The organism is Pseudoroseicyclus sp. CXY001 (assembly GCF_041714655.1).
In the GTDB taxonomy this organism is placed as follows: Bacteria; Pseudomonadota; Alphaproteobacteria; order Rhodobacterales; family Rhodobacteraceae; genus Pseudoroseicyclus_A.
The window spans coordinates 2,473,640-2,489,177 of the sequence record NZ_CP168219.1; the positions used below are offsets into that span (position 1 = coordinate 2,473,640).

At 68.0% G+C, this 15,538-nt stretch carries 15 protein-coding genes; 11 read left to right on the forward strand and 4 right to left on the reverse strand.

Annotated elements, in window-relative coordinates; genetic code table 11:
* Positions 1 to 64 precede the first annotated feature (64 nt).
* Complete coding sequence (locus tag ACAZ03_RS12035) at positions 65 to 1,174, reverse strand: S1C family serine protease (protein WP_373353885.1); 1,110 nt, start codon at positions 1,172 to 1,174, stop codon at positions 65 to 67.
* Positions 1,175 to 1,260: 86 nt separating this feature from the next.
* On the opposite strand from ACAZ03_RS12035, the gene ACAZ03_RS12040 reads away from it, so the two are divergent.
* Positions 1,261 to 2,076 carry a lytic transglycosylase domain-containing protein gene (locus tag ACAZ03_RS12040; RefSeq protein WP_373357078.1) on the forward strand — a complete coding sequence of 272 codons (816 nt, stop codon included), beginning with the start codon at positions 1,261 to 1,263 and terminating at the stop codon, positions 2,074 to 2,076.
* An 8-nt stretch (positions 2,077 to 2,084) separates the two neighbouring features.
* On the opposite strand, the gene ACAZ03_RS12045 is transcribed toward ACAZ03_RS12040, so the two are convergent.
* Positions 2,085 to 2,651 carry a TetR/AcrR family transcriptional regulator gene (locus tag ACAZ03_RS12045; RefSeq protein ID WP_373353887.1) on the reverse strand — a complete coding sequence of 189 codons (567 nt, stop codon included), beginning with the start codon at positions 2,649 to 2,651 and terminating at the stop codon, positions 2,085 to 2,087.
* 140 nt (positions 2,652 to 2,791) lie between these two features.
* On the opposite strand from ACAZ03_RS12045, the gene ACAZ03_RS12050 reads away from it, so the two are divergent.
* Positions 2,792 to 4,048, forward strand: coding sequence for an efflux RND transporter periplasmic adaptor subunit (locus ACAZ03_RS12050; RefSeq protein ID WP_373353888.1), 1,257 nt, complete (start codon positions 2,792 to 2,794; stop codon positions 4,046 to 4,048).
* Positions 4,049 to 4,055: 7 nt separating this feature from the next.
* Positions 4,056 to 7,271: an efflux RND transporter permease subunit gene (locus tag ACAZ03_RS12055; protein ID WP_373353890.1), complete on the forward strand. Its 3,216-nt coding sequence runs from the start codon at positions 4,056 to 4,058 to the stop codon at positions 7,269 to 7,271.
* A gap of 39 nt (positions 7,272 to 7,310) precedes the next feature.
* Here ACAZ03_RS12055 and ACAZ03_RS12060 read toward each other — a convergent pair whose 3' ends face one another.
* Positions 7,311 to 7,448, reverse strand: coding sequence for a hypothetical protein (locus ACAZ03_RS12060; protein ID WP_373353892.1), 138 nt, complete (start codon positions 7,446 to 7,448; stop codon positions 7,311 to 7,313).
* A 100-nt stretch (positions 7,449 to 7,548) separates the two neighbouring features.
* Here ACAZ03_RS12060 and ACAZ03_RS12065 point away from each other — a divergent pair, with 100 nt between their 5' ends.
* The 7 genes from ACAZ03_RS12065 to ACAZ03_RS12095 all read left to right on the forward strand — a co-directional run bounded on the left by ACAZ03_RS12065 (position 7,549) and on the right by ACAZ03_RS12095 (position 13,236).
* On the forward strand, positions 7,549 to 8,685 hold the full coding sequence (locus ACAZ03_RS12065) for an aromatic ring-hydroxylating dioxygenase subunit alpha (RefSeq protein ID WP_373353893.1): 1,137 nt from the start codon (positions 7,549 to 7,551) through the stop codon (positions 8,683 to 8,685).
* Between the two features lie 176 nt (positions 8,686 to 8,861).
* Positions 8,862 to 10,163, forward strand: a complete 1,302-nt coding sequence (gene hisD / locus ACAZ03_RS12070) for a histidinol dehydrogenase (RefSeq protein WP_373353895.1) — start codon at positions 8,862 to 8,864, stop codon at positions 10,161 to 10,163.
* 230 nt (positions 10,164 to 10,393) lie between these two features.
* The gene (locus ACAZ03_RS12075) at positions 10,394 to 10,870 is read left to right on the forward strand and encodes a UPF0262 family protein (protein WP_373353897.1); all 477 of its coding nucleotides are present in this window, start codon (positions 10,394 to 10,396) and stop codon (positions 10,868 to 10,870) included.
* Positions 10,871 to 10,875: 5 nt separating this feature from the next.
* Positions 10,876 to 11,358, forward strand: coding sequence for a low molecular weight phosphatase family protein (locus tag ACAZ03_RS12080; protein ID WP_373353899.1), 483 nt, complete (start codon positions 10,876 to 10,878; stop codon positions 11,356 to 11,358).
* Between the two features lie 10 nt (positions 11,359 to 11,368).
* Positions 11,369 to 11,773 (forward strand): ketosteroid isomerase-related protein, encoded by a 405-nt coding sequence (locus tag ACAZ03_RS12085; protein ID WP_373353901.1) that lies wholly within the window; start codon positions 11,369 to 11,371, stop codon positions 11,771 to 11,773.
* Positions 11,770 to 12,351, forward strand: coding sequence for a GNAT family N-acetyltransferase (locus tag ACAZ03_RS12090; protein ID WP_373353902.1), 582 nt, complete (start codon positions 11,770 to 11,772; stop codon positions 12,349 to 12,351). The genes ACAZ03_RS12085 and ACAZ03_RS12090 overlap by 4 nt, the downstream gene beginning before the upstream one ends.
* 9 nt (positions 12,352 to 12,360) lie before the next feature.
* Positions 12,361 to 13,236 (forward strand): nitrilase-related carbon-nitrogen hydrolase, encoded by an 876-nt coding sequence (locus ACAZ03_RS12095; RefSeq protein ID WP_373353904.1) that lies wholly within the window; start codon positions 12,361 to 12,363, stop codon positions 13,234 to 13,236.
* A gap of 70 nt (positions 13,237 to 13,306) precedes the next feature.
* On the opposite strand, the gene ACAZ03_RS12100 is transcribed toward ACAZ03_RS12095, so the two are convergent.
* Positions 13,307 to 15,103, reverse strand: a complete 1,797-nt coding sequence (locus ACAZ03_RS12100; protein WP_373353905.1) for a PRC-barrel domain-containing protein — start codon at positions 15,101 to 15,103, stop codon at positions 13,307 to 13,309.
* Between the two features lie 211 nt (positions 15,104 to 15,314).
* On the opposite strand from ACAZ03_RS12100, the gene infA reads away from it, so the two are divergent.
* The gene (infA, locus tag ACAZ03_RS12105) at positions 15,315 to 15,533 is read left to right on the forward strand and encodes a translation initiation factor IF-1 (protein ID WP_163894084.1); all 219 of its coding nucleotides are present in this window, start codon (positions 15,315 to 15,317) and stop codon (positions 15,531 to 15,533) included.
* Positions 15,534 to 15,538 lie beyond the last annotated feature (5 nt).

Sequence of the window (15,538 nt, forward strand, 5' to 3'; positions counted from 1 at the left end):
GGGGTGGGGGGCCGGGCTGAAGCCCGGCCTACGGGTGCTAAGCCCCGGGGCGGCGGGCGCCCGGTCAGGCGCCCGGCAGAAGCTCCAGCGTCACGGTACGTTCGCGGCTGCCGCGGCTGAGGGTGATCTCGACGCTCTCGCCCACCGCCTTGCGGTCGATGGCGGCCATTAGATCCTCCAGCCGCTGCACCGGCGTGCCGTCCACTCCGACCACGACGTCGCCCGGCGCGATGCGCCCGTCGCGGCTCATCTGCGCCGGCTGGATGCCTTCCGCTGCCGCGGCGGAACCCGGCTCCACCGCCAGCACGAGCGCACCGTCGAGCCCCTGCCGGTTGACGGCGGCATTGACGCGGGCGTCGAAGGTCAGCCCGAGCGAGGGCGGCAGGTAGCGGCCCTCCTCGATGAGCTGCGGCACCACCCTTGCCAGCACATGCGCCGGGATGGCGAGGCCGATGCCGGAGGACGAGCCCGAGGGCGACAGGATCGCCGTGTTCACCCCGATGAGCTCCCCCCGCATGTCGATCAGCGGCCCGCCGGAATTGCCGGGGTTGATCGCCGCATCGGTCTGGATCAGCCCGGTGATGGTCACGCCCGTGCTCTCCGCGAGGTCGCGGTCGAGCGCCGAGACGATGCCGGTGGTCAGCGTCCAGTCGAGCCCGAAGGGATTGCCGATGGCCAGCACCCCCTGCCCCACCCGCAAATCGGCGCTCTCGCCTATAGGCAGGGGCGCCGGCAGGTCGCCGCCCGCGATCTTGAGGACGGCGAGGTCATGGCTCGGGTCGCTCCCCACAAGCTCCGCCTCGAAGCTGCGGCCGTCGGCGAGGGTCACCGAAACGGCGCTGGCGCCCGAGATCACATGCGCGTTGGTCACGACATGCCCCTCGGCATCCCAGATGAAGCCCGAGCCGGAGGCGAGCGGCCGGTCGACGCTGGCGCGGGTGAAGGGGTTCATCCGCCGCTCGGAGGTGGTGATGGCGACGACGCTGTCGCGCGACGCCTCGAAGAGCGCGATGAGATCGGCCTCTTCGCCCGAGAGCACGATGGGCGCCGGCGGCACCGGCTCGGGCGCTTGGGCCTGCGCCCAGCCCCAGCCGATGAAAATGCCGAGCCCGCAGGCGAGGAGCATTCCGGGGCCGATCAGCGCCCCGCCCAAGGATCTGTGACGTCTTGCCATCTCTGCTCCGTTGGTCGCACCGGCTTGCGCGTGATAGGCTCTCCCTAGTGTTTGACGCTTCTCACCTCAAGGAGACTGCTCCAGTGTTGCCCCGTTCCCTCCGTTCCGCGATCTTCGGCCTCTCGGCCCTGGTCGCCCTGCCCCTCGCAGCCCCGCTCGCCGCCGCGCCCTGCGGCAATGATGCCAGCGGTTTCGCCGCCTGGAAGGCCGTCTATGCCCAGGAGGCGGCGGCCCAGGGCGTCGGTCAGGCCGGGCTCGCGGCGCTGGCGAATGCCTCCTACGCGCAATCGACCATCAATGCCGACCGCAACCAGCGCGGCGTGCGCTACGAGCTCGACGAGTTCATGCGGATCCGCTGGTCGGATGCCTACACACGCCAGGCGCGCGGCTTTCTGGCGCAGTATCCGGATTTCTGGGCCTCGCTCGAGAGCGCCTATGGCGTGCCGGCCGAGGTGATCCTCGCGATCTGGGGGATGGAGACGGGCTTCGGCGGCAACACCGGCAATTCCAACGTGCTCAACGCCATCCTGACGCTGGCCTATGATTGCCGGCGGCCGGAGTTCTTCGCCCCCCATGCGCTCGCGGCGCTGAAACTGGTGGATCGCGGCACGATCTCCGGCGGCTCGATCGGGGCGCTGCATGGCGAGCTCGGCCACACGCAGTTCCTGCCCGGCAGCATTCTGTCCTTCGGGGTCGACGGAGACGGCAACGGCCGGCTCGACATGACCAACATGACCGACGCGCTCGCCTCGACGGCGAATTACCTCCGCCAGCACGGCTGGCAGCCGGGGCAGCCCTATCAGGAGGGCACCGCGAACTTCCGCGTGATCGAGGAATGGAACGCCGCGACGGTCTATCAGCGCGCCATCGCGCTCATCGCGAGCCGCATCGCGGCCGGCTGAGCCGCGCCCTATTCGGCGGCGGCGCGCACATCCTGCGCGGCGCCGTCATAGATCGGCGCCAGTTCGACGATATTGGCGCCGATCAGCGTGAAGGGCGACGTGCCGCCCACGTCCATCCAGGATTCATAGGCCGAGCGCACGGCCGCCGTGGTGAGCGCCGCCATGAGCGGCGCGCGCTCGCCGCCGACATTGCCTCCCCGCTGGCGGAACAGCTCGGTCAGCTGCGCCTCGACACTCCTCAGAAAGTCGAAATGCAGCGCCATGAGCCGCGGGTTGCCCTCCGCCAGGTCGCGAAGGCCGCTCAGCATGTCGCGGTCCTGCGGCATGGCGGAGGCGACGGAATAGAGCAGCGTCAGCAGATCCTCCGCCACCCGCCCCTTGCCCTTGCAGAACCGAATCCGCGCCTCTTCGGGCAGCTCGACCTGCGGCGGCACAAAGGCCGCCTCCTTGAAGGGGAAGTAGTTGAAGAAGGTCCGCGGCGAGATCCCGGCCGCCGTTGCCACCTCTTCGGTCGTGACCTGGGCAATCCCGCGGTCTCTGGCCAAAGAAAGGGCACAGCGCTGGATCGCCTCCATCGTCCGCTGCCTGTTTCTCTCTCGTAAACTTGACAAGGGTACTCCGTGAACCTACCTCGCGCTCGTCTGCACTTAGTGCAAATATTGCACCATGTGCAAATAACAAGTCGCCTCGCCGGTTCTCATTTGCGGAAGTCTTTATGCGCGCGCTCAAGTCCTATGGCCTCGCCATTGTCATCACCATCATCCTTGCCCTGTGGCTGTCCACGGGCGTGTTCGTGGAGGGGGGACAGGGCCCGCATGACAGCGAAATGACCGTGGCCCAGCTCATCGAGGGCGAGGATGGCGGCCCGGTGACAGAGTTCGTCGATGCCACGGGCATCGGCCGCGAGGTCGAGCATGGCGAGGGCGAGAACGATCCCACGCTCACCATCGCGGAGCGCAACGAAGAGCGCGACGGCCCGCAGGACGACGCCCGCTCCGTCCGCACCCAGCTCTTCATCCTGGAGCAGATGCCCCTTGAGGTGACGCTGCGCGGCACCACCCGGTCGCCGGCGACCCGCGACGCGGTCGCCCAGATCAGCGATACGGTGGCCGCGATGCACGTCGTCGAGGGCCAGCGCGTCGAAGCGGGCGACCCGATCTGCACGCTCAACACAGGCACCCGCGAGGCGGCGGTGCTGCAGGCCTCCGCCCAGGTGGCGCAGGCCGAGGCGGCGCTCGAGGCGGCGCAGACCGATTTCGACACGAACACGCGCCTGCGGGAAAGCGGCATCGCCTCGCCGAACTCGGGCGAGGCCGTCGCCTCGCAGCTCCGCCTCGCCGAGGCCAATCTCGAAAGCGCCCGCATCGGGCTCCGCCAGCGGCAGGACGATCTCGCCCATACCGAGCTGACGGCCACCGCCGCCGGCTTCGTGCAGCGGCCGGTCGCCAATGTGGGCGACCTGCTGCCCATCGGCGGCTCCTGCGCCCAGATCGTGCAGCTCGACCCGATGCGCTTCCAGGGCTCGGTGCCGCAGGCCTATATCGACCTGGCGCGCCGCGGCCTGCCGGCCGAGATCACGACGATCACCGGCCAGGAGGCGACGGGCGAGATCACCTATGTGGCCGTCTCCGCAGACCCCGCCACGCGCAGCTTCGAGGTGGAGATCGAGTTCCCCAACCCCGACGGCGCCATCCGCGACGGCGTCACTGCCGAAGCAGACATCAGTCTCGGCACCGTCCCGGCGCATCTGCTGCCGCAATCCGCCCTGACGCTCGACGAGAACGGTCGGATGGGCGTACAGCTCGTGGATGAAGACAGCGTGGCGCGCTTCGTCGAGATCGAGGTTCTGAACGATACGACCGAGGGAATCTGGGTTTCCGGCCTGCCGGCCGAGGCGCAAGTGATCACCATCGGTCAGGAATACGTAACCGATGGTCAGGTGGTGAATGCCACCCTGGTCAGCGAGGAGTAGACCCCTCATGGTCGATTTCATCGAAAAACTGCTGAGGATGCCGCGGGCGGTCCTGACCGTCATGATCCTGCTGATCCTCGGCGGCGCCTCGGCCTATGTCTCGCTGCCGAAAGAGAGCTTTCCGGCTATCGACGTGCCGTATTTCTACATCTCGGCAAGCCAGACGGGCATCTCGCCCGGCGATGCCGAGCGCCTGATCGCCAAGCCCATCGAGGACCGCGTGAAGGATCTCGACGGGATCGAGGCGGTCACCTCGACCTCGACCCAGGGCCATGTCTCGGTCTTCCTCGAATTCGACGTGAACACCGACAAGGACGAGGCCTATTCGGACATCACCGACGCACTCAACGGCATCGCCGCCGACCTGCCGGAGGATGCCAGCGAGCCCGGCGTCTTCGAGATCGCGCTGACGGACATCCCCGTCCTCTCCGTGGCGCTCTACGGCGACGTGTCCGAGCGGACGCTCATCAACCGCGCGGAGGAGCTTCAGGAGGTCCTCGAGAATGTCGAGGGCGTCCGCGAGGCTGAGCTGCGCGGCGTGCGCGACGAGGTGCTGGAAGTCACCGTCGATCAGCTGACGATGGAGGCCTACAACCTCACGGCGCCGATGCTGCTGAATGCGCTGCGCCAGAACAACACGATGGTGCCAGGCGGCACGCTCGACACCGGCCAGGGCTCGTTCAATGTCGAGATGAACGGCCTCATCACCAGTTCCGCCGATGTCTTCAACATGCCGGTGAAGACCGTGGACGGCACCGTCGTCACCTTCGGCGACATCGCCACGGTGACGCGGACCTTCCTCGACGCGACCGAGTATTCCTACGTGAACGGCTCGCCGGCGATCATCATCGAGGTGGGCAAGGAGCTCGGCTCCAACATCATCGAGGTGGCCGAGATGGTGCGGGAGGCCAGCGACGCCGTCACGGCCGACTGGCCGGACGGGGTGCAGACCTCCTTCCTCCTCGATCAGTCGGTCTCGACCCAGTCGATCTACCTCTCGCTCGAGGCGGCGGTGATGACGGCCGTCGTGCTCGTGCTCATCATGTGCGTGGCGACGCTGGGCCTCCGGCCCGCGATCCTCATCGGCATGTCGATCCCGCTCAGCTTCATGATGGCCTTCCTGGTGCTCCAGATCATGGGCATCACAGTCAACATGATGGTGATGTTCGGGCTGGTCATCGCCGTGGGCGTGCTCGTCGACGACCCGATCGTCGTCGTCGAATATGCCGAGCGCAAGCTGGCGGAGGGCGTCAGCCGCAAGGAGGCGTTCATCCTCGCCGCCCGCAAGATGTTCATCCCCGTCGTCTCGGCGACGGCCACCACGCTCGCCGCCTTCGTGCCGCTCCTCTTCTGGCCCGGCATCATCGGCAAGTTCATGAGCTACCTGCCCATCGTGGTGATCGTCACCATGTGCGCCTCGCTCGTCTCTGCCCTCCTCTTCATGCCCGTGATCGGCGCCTTCATCGCCAAGCACGAGACCAGCAAGGAAGAGCAGGAGGCCGCCGACGTCGTCATGTATCCCGAGAAGTTCCACCCCTCAAAGGTGCGGGGCATGATCGGCGTTTATGTGCGGATGATGAACAAGCTCCTGCACCGGCCGATCATCACGCTAGCGCTCGGCTTCGCTCTGATCGCCGGGGTCTTCGTGCTCTATGCCAAGAACCCCACGGGCGTTGAGGCCTTCCCCTCGATGGAGCCCGAATACGGCACCGTCTCGGTCGTCACCCGCGGCAATTACTCGCCGGTCGAGGTGCGCGACATGCTGCTCGAGGTGCAGGACGAGGTGCTGCAGGTCGAGGGCATCCAGGACGTGATCCTGGCCTTCGGCGGCGGCGACGGCTCGCCGCCCGACACGATCGGCAACCTGCAGCTGCAGCTCCAGCCCTGGTCGGCCCGCCGCACGGCGGAGGAGATCTTCGCCGACATCCGCGAGCGGACGGCCGACATCTCCGGCCTCGAGATCCAGATCTCCGAGCAGGAAAGCGGCCCGCCGGCCGGCAAGGCCATCAACCTGCGCATCGAGGGCTCGAGCTATGCCGATGTCGAGGCCGCCGTCGCGCGGATGCGCGAGCATCTCGAGAGCATCGAGGGCGCCGTCGACATCGAGGACGGCCGCCCTGCCCCGGGCATCCAGTGGAGCCTCGATTTCGACCGGGCGGAGGCCTCCAAATACGGGCTCGGCCTGACCGACATCGGCCCCTATATCCAGCTCGTCACCTCGGGCGTCACCATCGGCTCCTACACGCCGAGCGACGCCACCGACGAGATCGACATCGTCGTGCGCCTGCCCGAGGCCGACCGTACGCTCGACACGCTCGACGAGCTGCGCATCGTCACGCCGCAGGGCCTCGTCCCCGTCTCCAACTTCGTGGAGCGCCGGGCGGCGCCGAGCGTCGGCGAGATCACGCGGCGGAACGGCATCTACTCGATCAACGTCGCCGCGGGCCTCCTGCCCGGCTACGACACCGCCGCCACCGTGGCCGCGGTGCAGGCCTGGGATGCCGAGCAGGAGTGGCCGGGCGATGTCGACGTCATCTACGGCGGCGCCGAGGAGCAGATGGGGGATGCCAATGCCTTCATCGCGCAGGCCTTCACAGCGGCGATGTTCCTGATCTTCTTCGTGCTGCTCCTCGAGTACAACAGCTTCTACCAGGTGTTCGTGACGCTCTCGACGGTGCTCATGTCCATCGCCGGGGTGCTTCTCGGCATGGTGGTCACCGGCATGAGCTTCTCGGCGATCATGTCGGGCCTCGGCATCGTGGCCCTGACGGGGATCGTGGTGAAGAACGGCATCGTGCTCATCGACACCTACAACCACTACCACCGCGACGATAATGTCGACGCCATCACCGCCATGCTCCTGACGGTCGCCCAGCGCATCCGCCCGGTGCTGCTGACCGCGACGGTGACGGCGCTCGGCGTCATCCCGATGGCCTTCAACATCGAGTTCGACTTCATCCGCCGCGAGATCCAGCTCGGCGGCCTCGCCGGGCAGTTCTTCGTGCATCTCTCAGCGGCGCTGGTCTCCGGCCTCTTCATGTCGACGCTGCTGACGCTGATCATGGTGCCGGTCATGATCACCGCGCCGACGGTGATCCGCGGCAAGCTCGCCTCCGTCTGGAGCCGCATCCGGCGCCGCAAGCCGGAGACCGAGCCTGAGCCGGAGGAGGAGGTGCGCCTGACCCCGGCCCACAAGCCGGCGCCACCGCTCGCCGCAGAATAACACTCAAGGGCGCCCCGTCGGGCGCCCTTTTGCTATGCCCTAGGGCGCGTCGGCCGGATCGTCGGGATCGGTGAACGAGCGCGTCTGCGCCTTCTTGGTCGCCCGATAGCCGAGCCAGGCGCCCAGCGAGAACAGCAGGATGAAGGCGACGATGGCGATGAGAATGTAGAGTTTCACGTGGCCCCCTCCGGCGGCAGAGCGCCGCCTTGCCGGAGTTTGTCTCGACTTCCGCCCCAAAAGAAAAGACCCTTGCCGGGTCAGAGAGCCGGAGGCCCCCATGAAGGACGAGATTGCCACGCCCTCCCCCCTCGCCGAGCTGCGCGACGCCCTTGCCGGCCCCTTCGCCGAGGCGCGCGCCATGCCGAAGAGCGTCTATACCTCGCCGGAGTTCCTGGCGCTGGAGCAGGAGCGGCTCTTCGCCCGCGACTGGGTCTCCGCCGGCCGCGCTTCGCGCCTCAAGGTCCCCGGCGACTACCTGACGCTGGAGGTGGCGGACGAGCCGGTGATCGTGCTGAGGGACAGGGACGGGGCGCTCCGCGCCATGTCCAACGTCTGCCGGCACCGGATGTCGGTGCTGCTGGAGGGCGAGGGCAACACCCGAACCATCACCTGCCCCTACCACGCCTGGACCTACAATCTCGATGGCACGCTCCGCGGCGCCCCGGGTATGGGGCTGAACGAGGCCTTCTGCCGCGGCGACATCGCCCTGCCTCAGATCGCCTGCGAGGAGTGGAAGGGCTGGATCATGCTCTGCCTCGACCCCGCGGCGCCGCCGCCCTCCGAACGGCTCGGCGCCCTCGATGCCCTCATCGGCCACTACCGGATGGAGGATTACGTCGAGCTCTTCCAGGAGCGCTTCCGCTGGGCGACCAACTGGAAGGTGCTCGGCGAGAACTTCATGGAAAGCTACCACCTTCCCGCCTGCCACGCCGGCACCATCGGCGGCACGGTCAGCCTCGAGGAGATGACCTGCCCGCCGGGCGAGGAGGGCTTCAACTACCACTGGATCCTCAAGAACGAGAGCGCGAAACTCGCCCTCGCCCATGAGGCGAACACCTGGCTGGAGGGGGAGGACCGCCGCAAGACCTGGCTGATCTCGCTCTATCCCTCGCTCTTCATCACGCTCACCCCCGGCTATTTCTGGTATCTATCGCTGACCCCAGTCAGCCCCGGCGAGGTCGACGTGCTCTATGGCGGTGGCCTTGCGCCTGAGTTTCTCGGCGAGGCGGAGGCGGAGGAGAATTTCCACGCGCTGAAGACGCTCCTCGACGAGGTGAACCGCGAGGACAAGGGCTGCACCGAGGCCGTCTACCGCGGCCTCACCTCCCGCCTTGGCAAGCCCGGCCCGCTCAGCCATCTGGAACGCCCCAACTGGGATTTCGCGCAGTATATCCTCAGCCGGCTCGACGCCTGAGGCCCCCCAGTCTTCGCTCCCAGAAAATCCTCGGGGGGTTCGCCATTGGTGCGCCATTGGTTCGAGTACCAATGGCGACGGGGGCAGGCAGCCCCCGGCCTCTCAGCCAGCGCAACGCCCGCATCTTGCTCCCTCCGCCCCCCCGGGCTATCCGCCACCCCGGAGGGACCTTGCCCATGCCCATCACGCTCACCACGACCGACCCCGATTTCGAGACCGCCTTCACGCAGCTTCTCTCGATGAAGCGCGAGGAGGCGCCGGATGTCGCCGAGGCGGTCGCCGGCATCATTGCCGATGTCCGCGCCCGGGGCGATGCGGCGCTGATCGAGCTCACCTCGCGCTTCGACCGGCTGGACCTCACGCCCGAGACCTTGCGCATCTCGCCAGAGGAGATCGCCGCCGCCGTGGCCGAGGTCCCCCCCGAGGAGGCCGAAGCCCTTGCCCTCGCCGCCGAGCGCATCGCCGCCTATCACGAGCGCCAGCTGCCGGAGGATGCGCGCTTCACCGACGCGGCCGGCGCCACATTAGGCTGGCGCTTCACGCCCATCGAGGCCGCCGGCCTCTACGTGCCGGGCGGGCTCGCCTCCTACCCCTCCTCCGTCCTGATGAACGCCCTGCCCGCCCGCGTCGCGGGGGTGGAGCGGCTGGCCATCACCGTGCCGGCGCCTGATGGCGTGCTGAACCCGCTGGTGCTGCTCGCGGCGAAGCTCGCCGGGGTGGACGAGATCTACCGGGTGGGCGGCGCCCAGGCGATTGCCGCCCTCGCCTACGGGACGGAGACGATCGCCCCCGTCGACAAGATCACCGGGCCCGGCAATGCCTTCGTTGCCGCCGCCAAGCGCGCCGTCTTCGGCAAGGTCGGCATCGACATGATCGCGGGGCCTTCCGAGATTCTCATCATCGCGGACAAGACGGCGGACCCGGAGTTCCTCGCGCTCGACCTCCTCGCGCAGGCGGAGCATGACGCGAGCGCCCAGTCGCTGCTCGTCACGCCTTCCGCCGAGCTCGCCGCCGCCGTCGCGGCGGAGGTTGAAAAAGTGCTGCAAACACTGCCCCGTGCCGCGATTGCCGGGGCAAGCTGGTCGGATTTTGGTGCATTGATCGTCACGCGCGACCTCGCCGAGGCCGCCGCGATCTCAAACCGGGTGGCCCCCGAGCACCTCGAGATCTGCACGGAGGAGCCCGAGGCGCTCCTCGATCACATCACCCATGCCGGCGCCATCTTCCTCGGGCAATGGACGCCGGAGGCCATCGGCGATTACGTCGGCGGGCCGAACCACGTCCTGCCGACGGCGCGCTCGGCGCGGTTCTCCTCCGGGCTCTCGGTCATGGATTTCCTCAAGCGGACGACCATCGCCCGGATGACGCCCGAGGCGCTGAAGGCCATCGGCCCGGCGGCGGAGGTGCTGGCGCGGGCCGAGGGCCTCCATGCCCATGGCGCCTCCGTCACCGCGCGCCTGCGCAAGCTCAACCTCTGAGCTATAGGGGGCTCCCCCCTCACCCTTGCCCAACGGTGCCGCGCAGGGCGAGCGCCGGCCCTCACCAGAGCGCCGACCCGCGGGACGGGCCGGCGCTCGTCCTGCGCCGTGCCGGCGCGTATCGGGCGGGGGCGTCGTTCGAGCGTTGCGCCAACGGCGGGCCAAGCCCGCCCCAACTTGTCAGCCCCGGCCCCGGCCGCTAGGCATCGAAGACATGCCCCGGGGGCCTCATGAGCCGCATCTGTCAGATCGACATCGACGATTCCAACCTGCCGCCTCCGACACCGGAGATAGAGCAGGAGCGGCGCGTCGCCATCTTCGACCTCCTCGAGGAGAATTCCTTCACCCCGCTCCGCGCCGGCGTCTCCGTGCCCGAAGGCCCCTACCGCCTGTCGCTCTGCATCCGCGAGCGGCGGCTGGTGATGGACATCGCGGCAGAGGACGGCGCAGAGGTCGGTGCCATCCAGCTCGCCCTCGGCCCCTTCCGGCAGGTGGTGAAGGATTACGCGCAGATCTGCGAAAGCTATTTCGACGCGGTGAAATCCATGCCCGCCAGCCAGATCGAGACGATCGACATGGCCCGCCGCGGCATCCACAACGAGGGCGCGCGCCTCCTGGTCGAGCGGCTGGAGGGCAAAGCCGAGCTCGACATCGACACCGCCCGGCGGCTCTTCACGCTCATCTGCGTTCTCAACGTAGGCGGGTGAGCGCGATGGAGGGGCAGACGCGCAAGACCTCCGCCGAGCTGCCCCAGTCCGTGCTCTTCTGCTGCGATCACAACGCCGTCCGCTCGCCCATGGCGGAGGGCATCATGAAGAAGTTCTACGGCACGGATTGCTACATCCAGTCCGCCGGGGTGCGCAACGACATGGAGATCGACGGCTTCGCCATCTCCGTCTGCGCCGAGATCGGCGTTGCGCTCGAGCGGCACCGCTCGCGCAGCTTCGAGGAGATGGTGCAATGGGGCGACGACCTCACCTCCTTCGATCTCATCGTGGCGCTGACGCCGGCCAGCCACCGCATGGCGCTGGAACTGACCCGCGTCGTGCATCTGGAGATCGAATACTGGCCGATCCTCGACCCCACCGGGCTCGGCGAGGGCCGCGAGGAGAGGCTTGCCTCCTACCGCAAGACGCGGGACATGATCGCAGAGCGCCTTCAGGCGCGGTTCGGCCCGCCCCGCAACCCCTCATGACGGAGCTCCCATGCGCGAGACCACCGAAGCCCTGATCGCGGCCTATTACGAGGCCTTCAACGCCAAGGACACCGGCGCCATGCTGGCCCTCGTGTCGGAGGATGTGGCCCACCACGTCAACGAGGGGCAGGTTCGCACCGGGCGCGCGCTCTTCGCGGAGTTCTGCGACCACATGAGCCGCAGCTATGACGAGCGGCTGACCGAGATGGTCATCTTCGCGACGCCCGACGGCTCCCGCGCCGCCGCCGAGTTCATGGTGAACGGCACCTATCTGGAGACGGACCCGGGCCTGCCCGAGGCAAACGGTCAGGGCTATCGCCTGCCGGGCGGCGCCTTCTTCAACGTGGCCGAGGGCAAGATCAGCCGCGTCACCACCTATTACAACCTGGCCGACTGGGTCGCGCAGGTCTCGTGAGCCTCCGCTTCGAGACCCTGACGGGCGCGGAGGTCGAGGCGCGGCTCGATGCGCTCGCGGCGCTGCGCATCGAGGTGTTCCGCGACTGGCCCTATCTCTACGACGGCGATCTCGCCTACGAGCGGCGCTACATGGCGAGCTATCAGGGCAGCCCCCGCGCCATACTCGTGGGCGCCTTCGCCGGCGAGGCGCTGGTCGGCGCCGCCACCGGCACGCCGATGGAGGATCATGCGGAGGATTTCGCCGCCGCCTTCGCCGGGCGGGACCTGACCGAGATCTTCTACTGCGCCGAATCGGTGCTCCTGCCGGAGCATCGCGGCCAGGGCGCCGGCCATGCCTTCTTCGACGCGCGCGAGGCCCATGCGCGGGCGCTCGGGCGCCGCTATTCCGCCTTCTGCGCGGTGGAGCGGCCCGCCGATCATCCGCTCCGGCCCGAGGGCTACCGGCCGCTCGATCCCTTCTGGCGGGCGCGGGGCTATGCGCCGCTCCCCGGCGCCGCGGCGACCTTCCACTGGAAGGATGTGGATAAGGCGGCGGAGACGGACCACCGGCTGCACGTCTGGATGAAGTCACTCTAGGGGCACGAGATGAAGATCGCGGTATCGGGATATGCGCCGGAATGGCGGGAGAGCTGGGCGGCGCTGGAGGATCACCTCGACGCCCATGTGGCCGAGGCGGCGGGCGCGGGGGCGGAGCTGCTCGTCTATCCCGAATACGGCGGCATCGCCTCGGCCCTGATCGGGGCGCGGCAGGACGCCACGGCGGCGGACTGGGCCGCCCGGCTTGCCGAGACGGCCGAGGATTGGGCCGCGCTCAACCGGCGGCTGGCCGCGGCGCATGGGGTGCATATCCTCGCCGGGTCCACCTGTGCGGAGGCCGCGGGCGGCCTCGTCAACCGCACCTGGCTCTGCACGCCCGAGGGCACGGCCGGCGTCTATGACAAGGCAATCCTGACGCCCTACGAGCGGCAGGAGATGGGGCTGATCCCGGGCGAGGCGCTCCCCGTCTTCGACACGGCGCTCGGCCGGATCGGGGTGCTCATCTGCTATGACAGCGAATTCCCCCTCCTCGCCCGGGCGATGGTGGAGGCGGGGGCGGAGCTGCTGCTCGTCCCGTCCTATACCGACCTCCCCGCCGGGGCGACGCGGGTGCGGCAATCCTGCCGTGCGCGGGCGATCGAGCAACAATGCCTCATCGTCAACGCGCCGCTCCTCGGCACCTGCCCCTCCTGCGAGCTCTATGACCTGGGCCGGGGCATCCCCGCCCTCTTCGGCCCGCCCGACAAGGGCCAGCCGCCCTCCGGCATCCTCGCCGAGGCGGCGGACGAGACGCCCGGCTGGCTGATCGCCGAGGCGGACCCGGCGGCCATCGCCGCACCGCGCCTCACCGGCGAGGTCGGCAACCATGCCCACTGGCCGGAACAGGCGCGCTTCGGGGCCGCGCGCATCGTGACGCCAGGCTGAGCCCCCCAAGCGAAACGGGCCGCCCGAAGGCGGCCCGCTTGCAGTGCTTTCCTCAGAGAGGGGGCGGAGCTCAGTCGAGCTGGGCCGGCTCCATCTCTTCGAGCTGCTCTTCGGTGTAGTCGGCATAGACGCGGATGTCGTCACCGTCGTCTTCCACCATGACCGTCAGCGTGTCGAAGGCGATGGCAACGTCCTTCTCGCCGAGGCCCAGGAAACCGCCGACTTCGACGATGACCGAGGTCACCTGGCCGCTCTCGTCAAAGACGAGGTTGCCGATGTCGCCGATGGCGTTGTCGTCGACACCATAGAGCGTCCGGTCGAGGAGCTGGTCAGCCGGGATCGCGTTGAATTCGGCGGCGGTGTAGCCGTCGAGCGCAACTTCGGGGCCGCTGCCGACCATGGCCTCGCCATCCATCTCGGCGTCGGCTTCCGCCATCTCGCCTTCGACTTCATCAGCGGCTTCGTCGATCTCGGCACCGGCTTCCGCCACTTCGCCTTCGATCTCTTCGCCAGCATCGTCCATCTCGGCTTCGGCTTCGGCCATTTCGCCTTCGACAGCGTCACCGGCTTCTTCGATCTCGGCGCCGGCTTCCGCCACTTCGCCTTCGATCTCGTCGCCAGCTTCATCCATCTCGGCTTCGGCTTCGGCCATCTCGCCTTCGACTTCCTCACCGGCGTTGTCGAGGGCGGCATCGGCCTCGGCAGCTTCCTCCTCGATCTCGTCACCGGCTTCGGTCATCTCGGCTTCGGCTTCGGCCGTGACCTCTTCGGTCTCTTCGGCCATCTCATCACCGGCCTCGTCAAGGGCGGCAACAGCTTCGGCGGAGTCGTCATCCGCCTCGGCGTCGACATCAGCCTCGGCAGTATCGGTCTCGGGCTCGTCCGCCTCGGCGGTGCCTTCGGCCTCGGCGAAGGTCACAGTGGCCTCGCCGCTCTGCACCCAGTCGACGACCGGCTCGCCGGAGGTGGCGATCTCGATGTTCGGCTCGGCGCTCTCGTAGGTGACCGTCGGCTGGCTGCGCTCGATCGACACATTCGCGGCAGTGTCGTTCTCGGCGAAGGTGACGCGCGGCTGGTTGGCCGTCATGTTCACCTGCGCATCGGTGACCTCACGCTCGGCGCCGGCCTGACCCGTCTGGTAGGTCTCGCCGGTCGCGCGGTCGGAGACCTGCACGCCTTCGCTCGCCTCTTCATCGGTGGCGCGGCGCAGCTCGAGCTCGACGCGGGGCTGGGCCTGCGTCACCGTGATGATCGGCTCGGCCTGGCGCACCTCGACCTGCGGCTCGGAGGTGGCGACATCGACGCCCGGCTCGGGCATCGTGATGATGATCTCCGGCGCCGGCTGCTCGATGCGGATGGTCGGCTGCGGCATCTCGAGCGTGATGGTCGGCGCGGCCTGGCGGACGACGATCTGGGCCTGACCTTCGGTCACGCGCACATCGGGGGCCGACTGGCTGACCGAGACTTCGGCGTCGCCGCCTTCGATATCGACGGTCGGCGGGCTCTGCTCGAGATAGACCATGCCCTCGATGACGGCTTCGTCCTCGAGTTTCACGGTCGTCTGCTCCTGATCGACGAGCTCGGCGTCAGCCATGTCTTCGTCCATGTCCTCATCGGCCATGTCCTGCGACGTCTCGCCGTCCGTGGTGAACTGAACCAGAAGCAGCTGGCAGCTTTCGACGTCGCCGGCTTCGATGGCGGCCATCATTTCTTCGGTTTCGGCATCCGTCGCCTCGATGGCGCCGTCGTCGAAAGCCGCCTGCAGATCGGCACAGATTTGAGCTTCCGCATCCTGGGCAAGCGCTGCGCCGCCCATCGGGATGGTCAGCGCCGTTGTCATGAGACACGCGCGGGTGATAGCGTTCATGGGGTGGTCTCCCTGTCGTTGCTGTTCGTTGACACACACACAACGGCGGGAGCGCGGTGACGTTCCTAAAAAAGTGAAGGCAATGTCATCGCAGCAGCCGATCCGGGGCCAAAGCTCCGGGTCGGCTGCGTTTACGGCCTTGAATTTCTGCGGCTCCGGTAGCATATCCCACGGCACCCGTCTGGAGCGGGTGACGAAGCATGGAGATCACATGGCCAAGGAAGACACGCTCGAATTCCCTGGTGTCGTGAAGGAACTCCTGCCGAATGCGACGTTCAGGGTCGAGCTTGAAAACGGCCATGAGATTATCGCGCATACGGCGGGCAAGATGCGCAAGAACCGCATCCGTGTTCTGGCTGGCGACAAGGTCCAGGTAGAGATGACCCCCTATGATCTGACCAAGGGTCGGATCAACTACCGCTTCCGGTAAGCCGG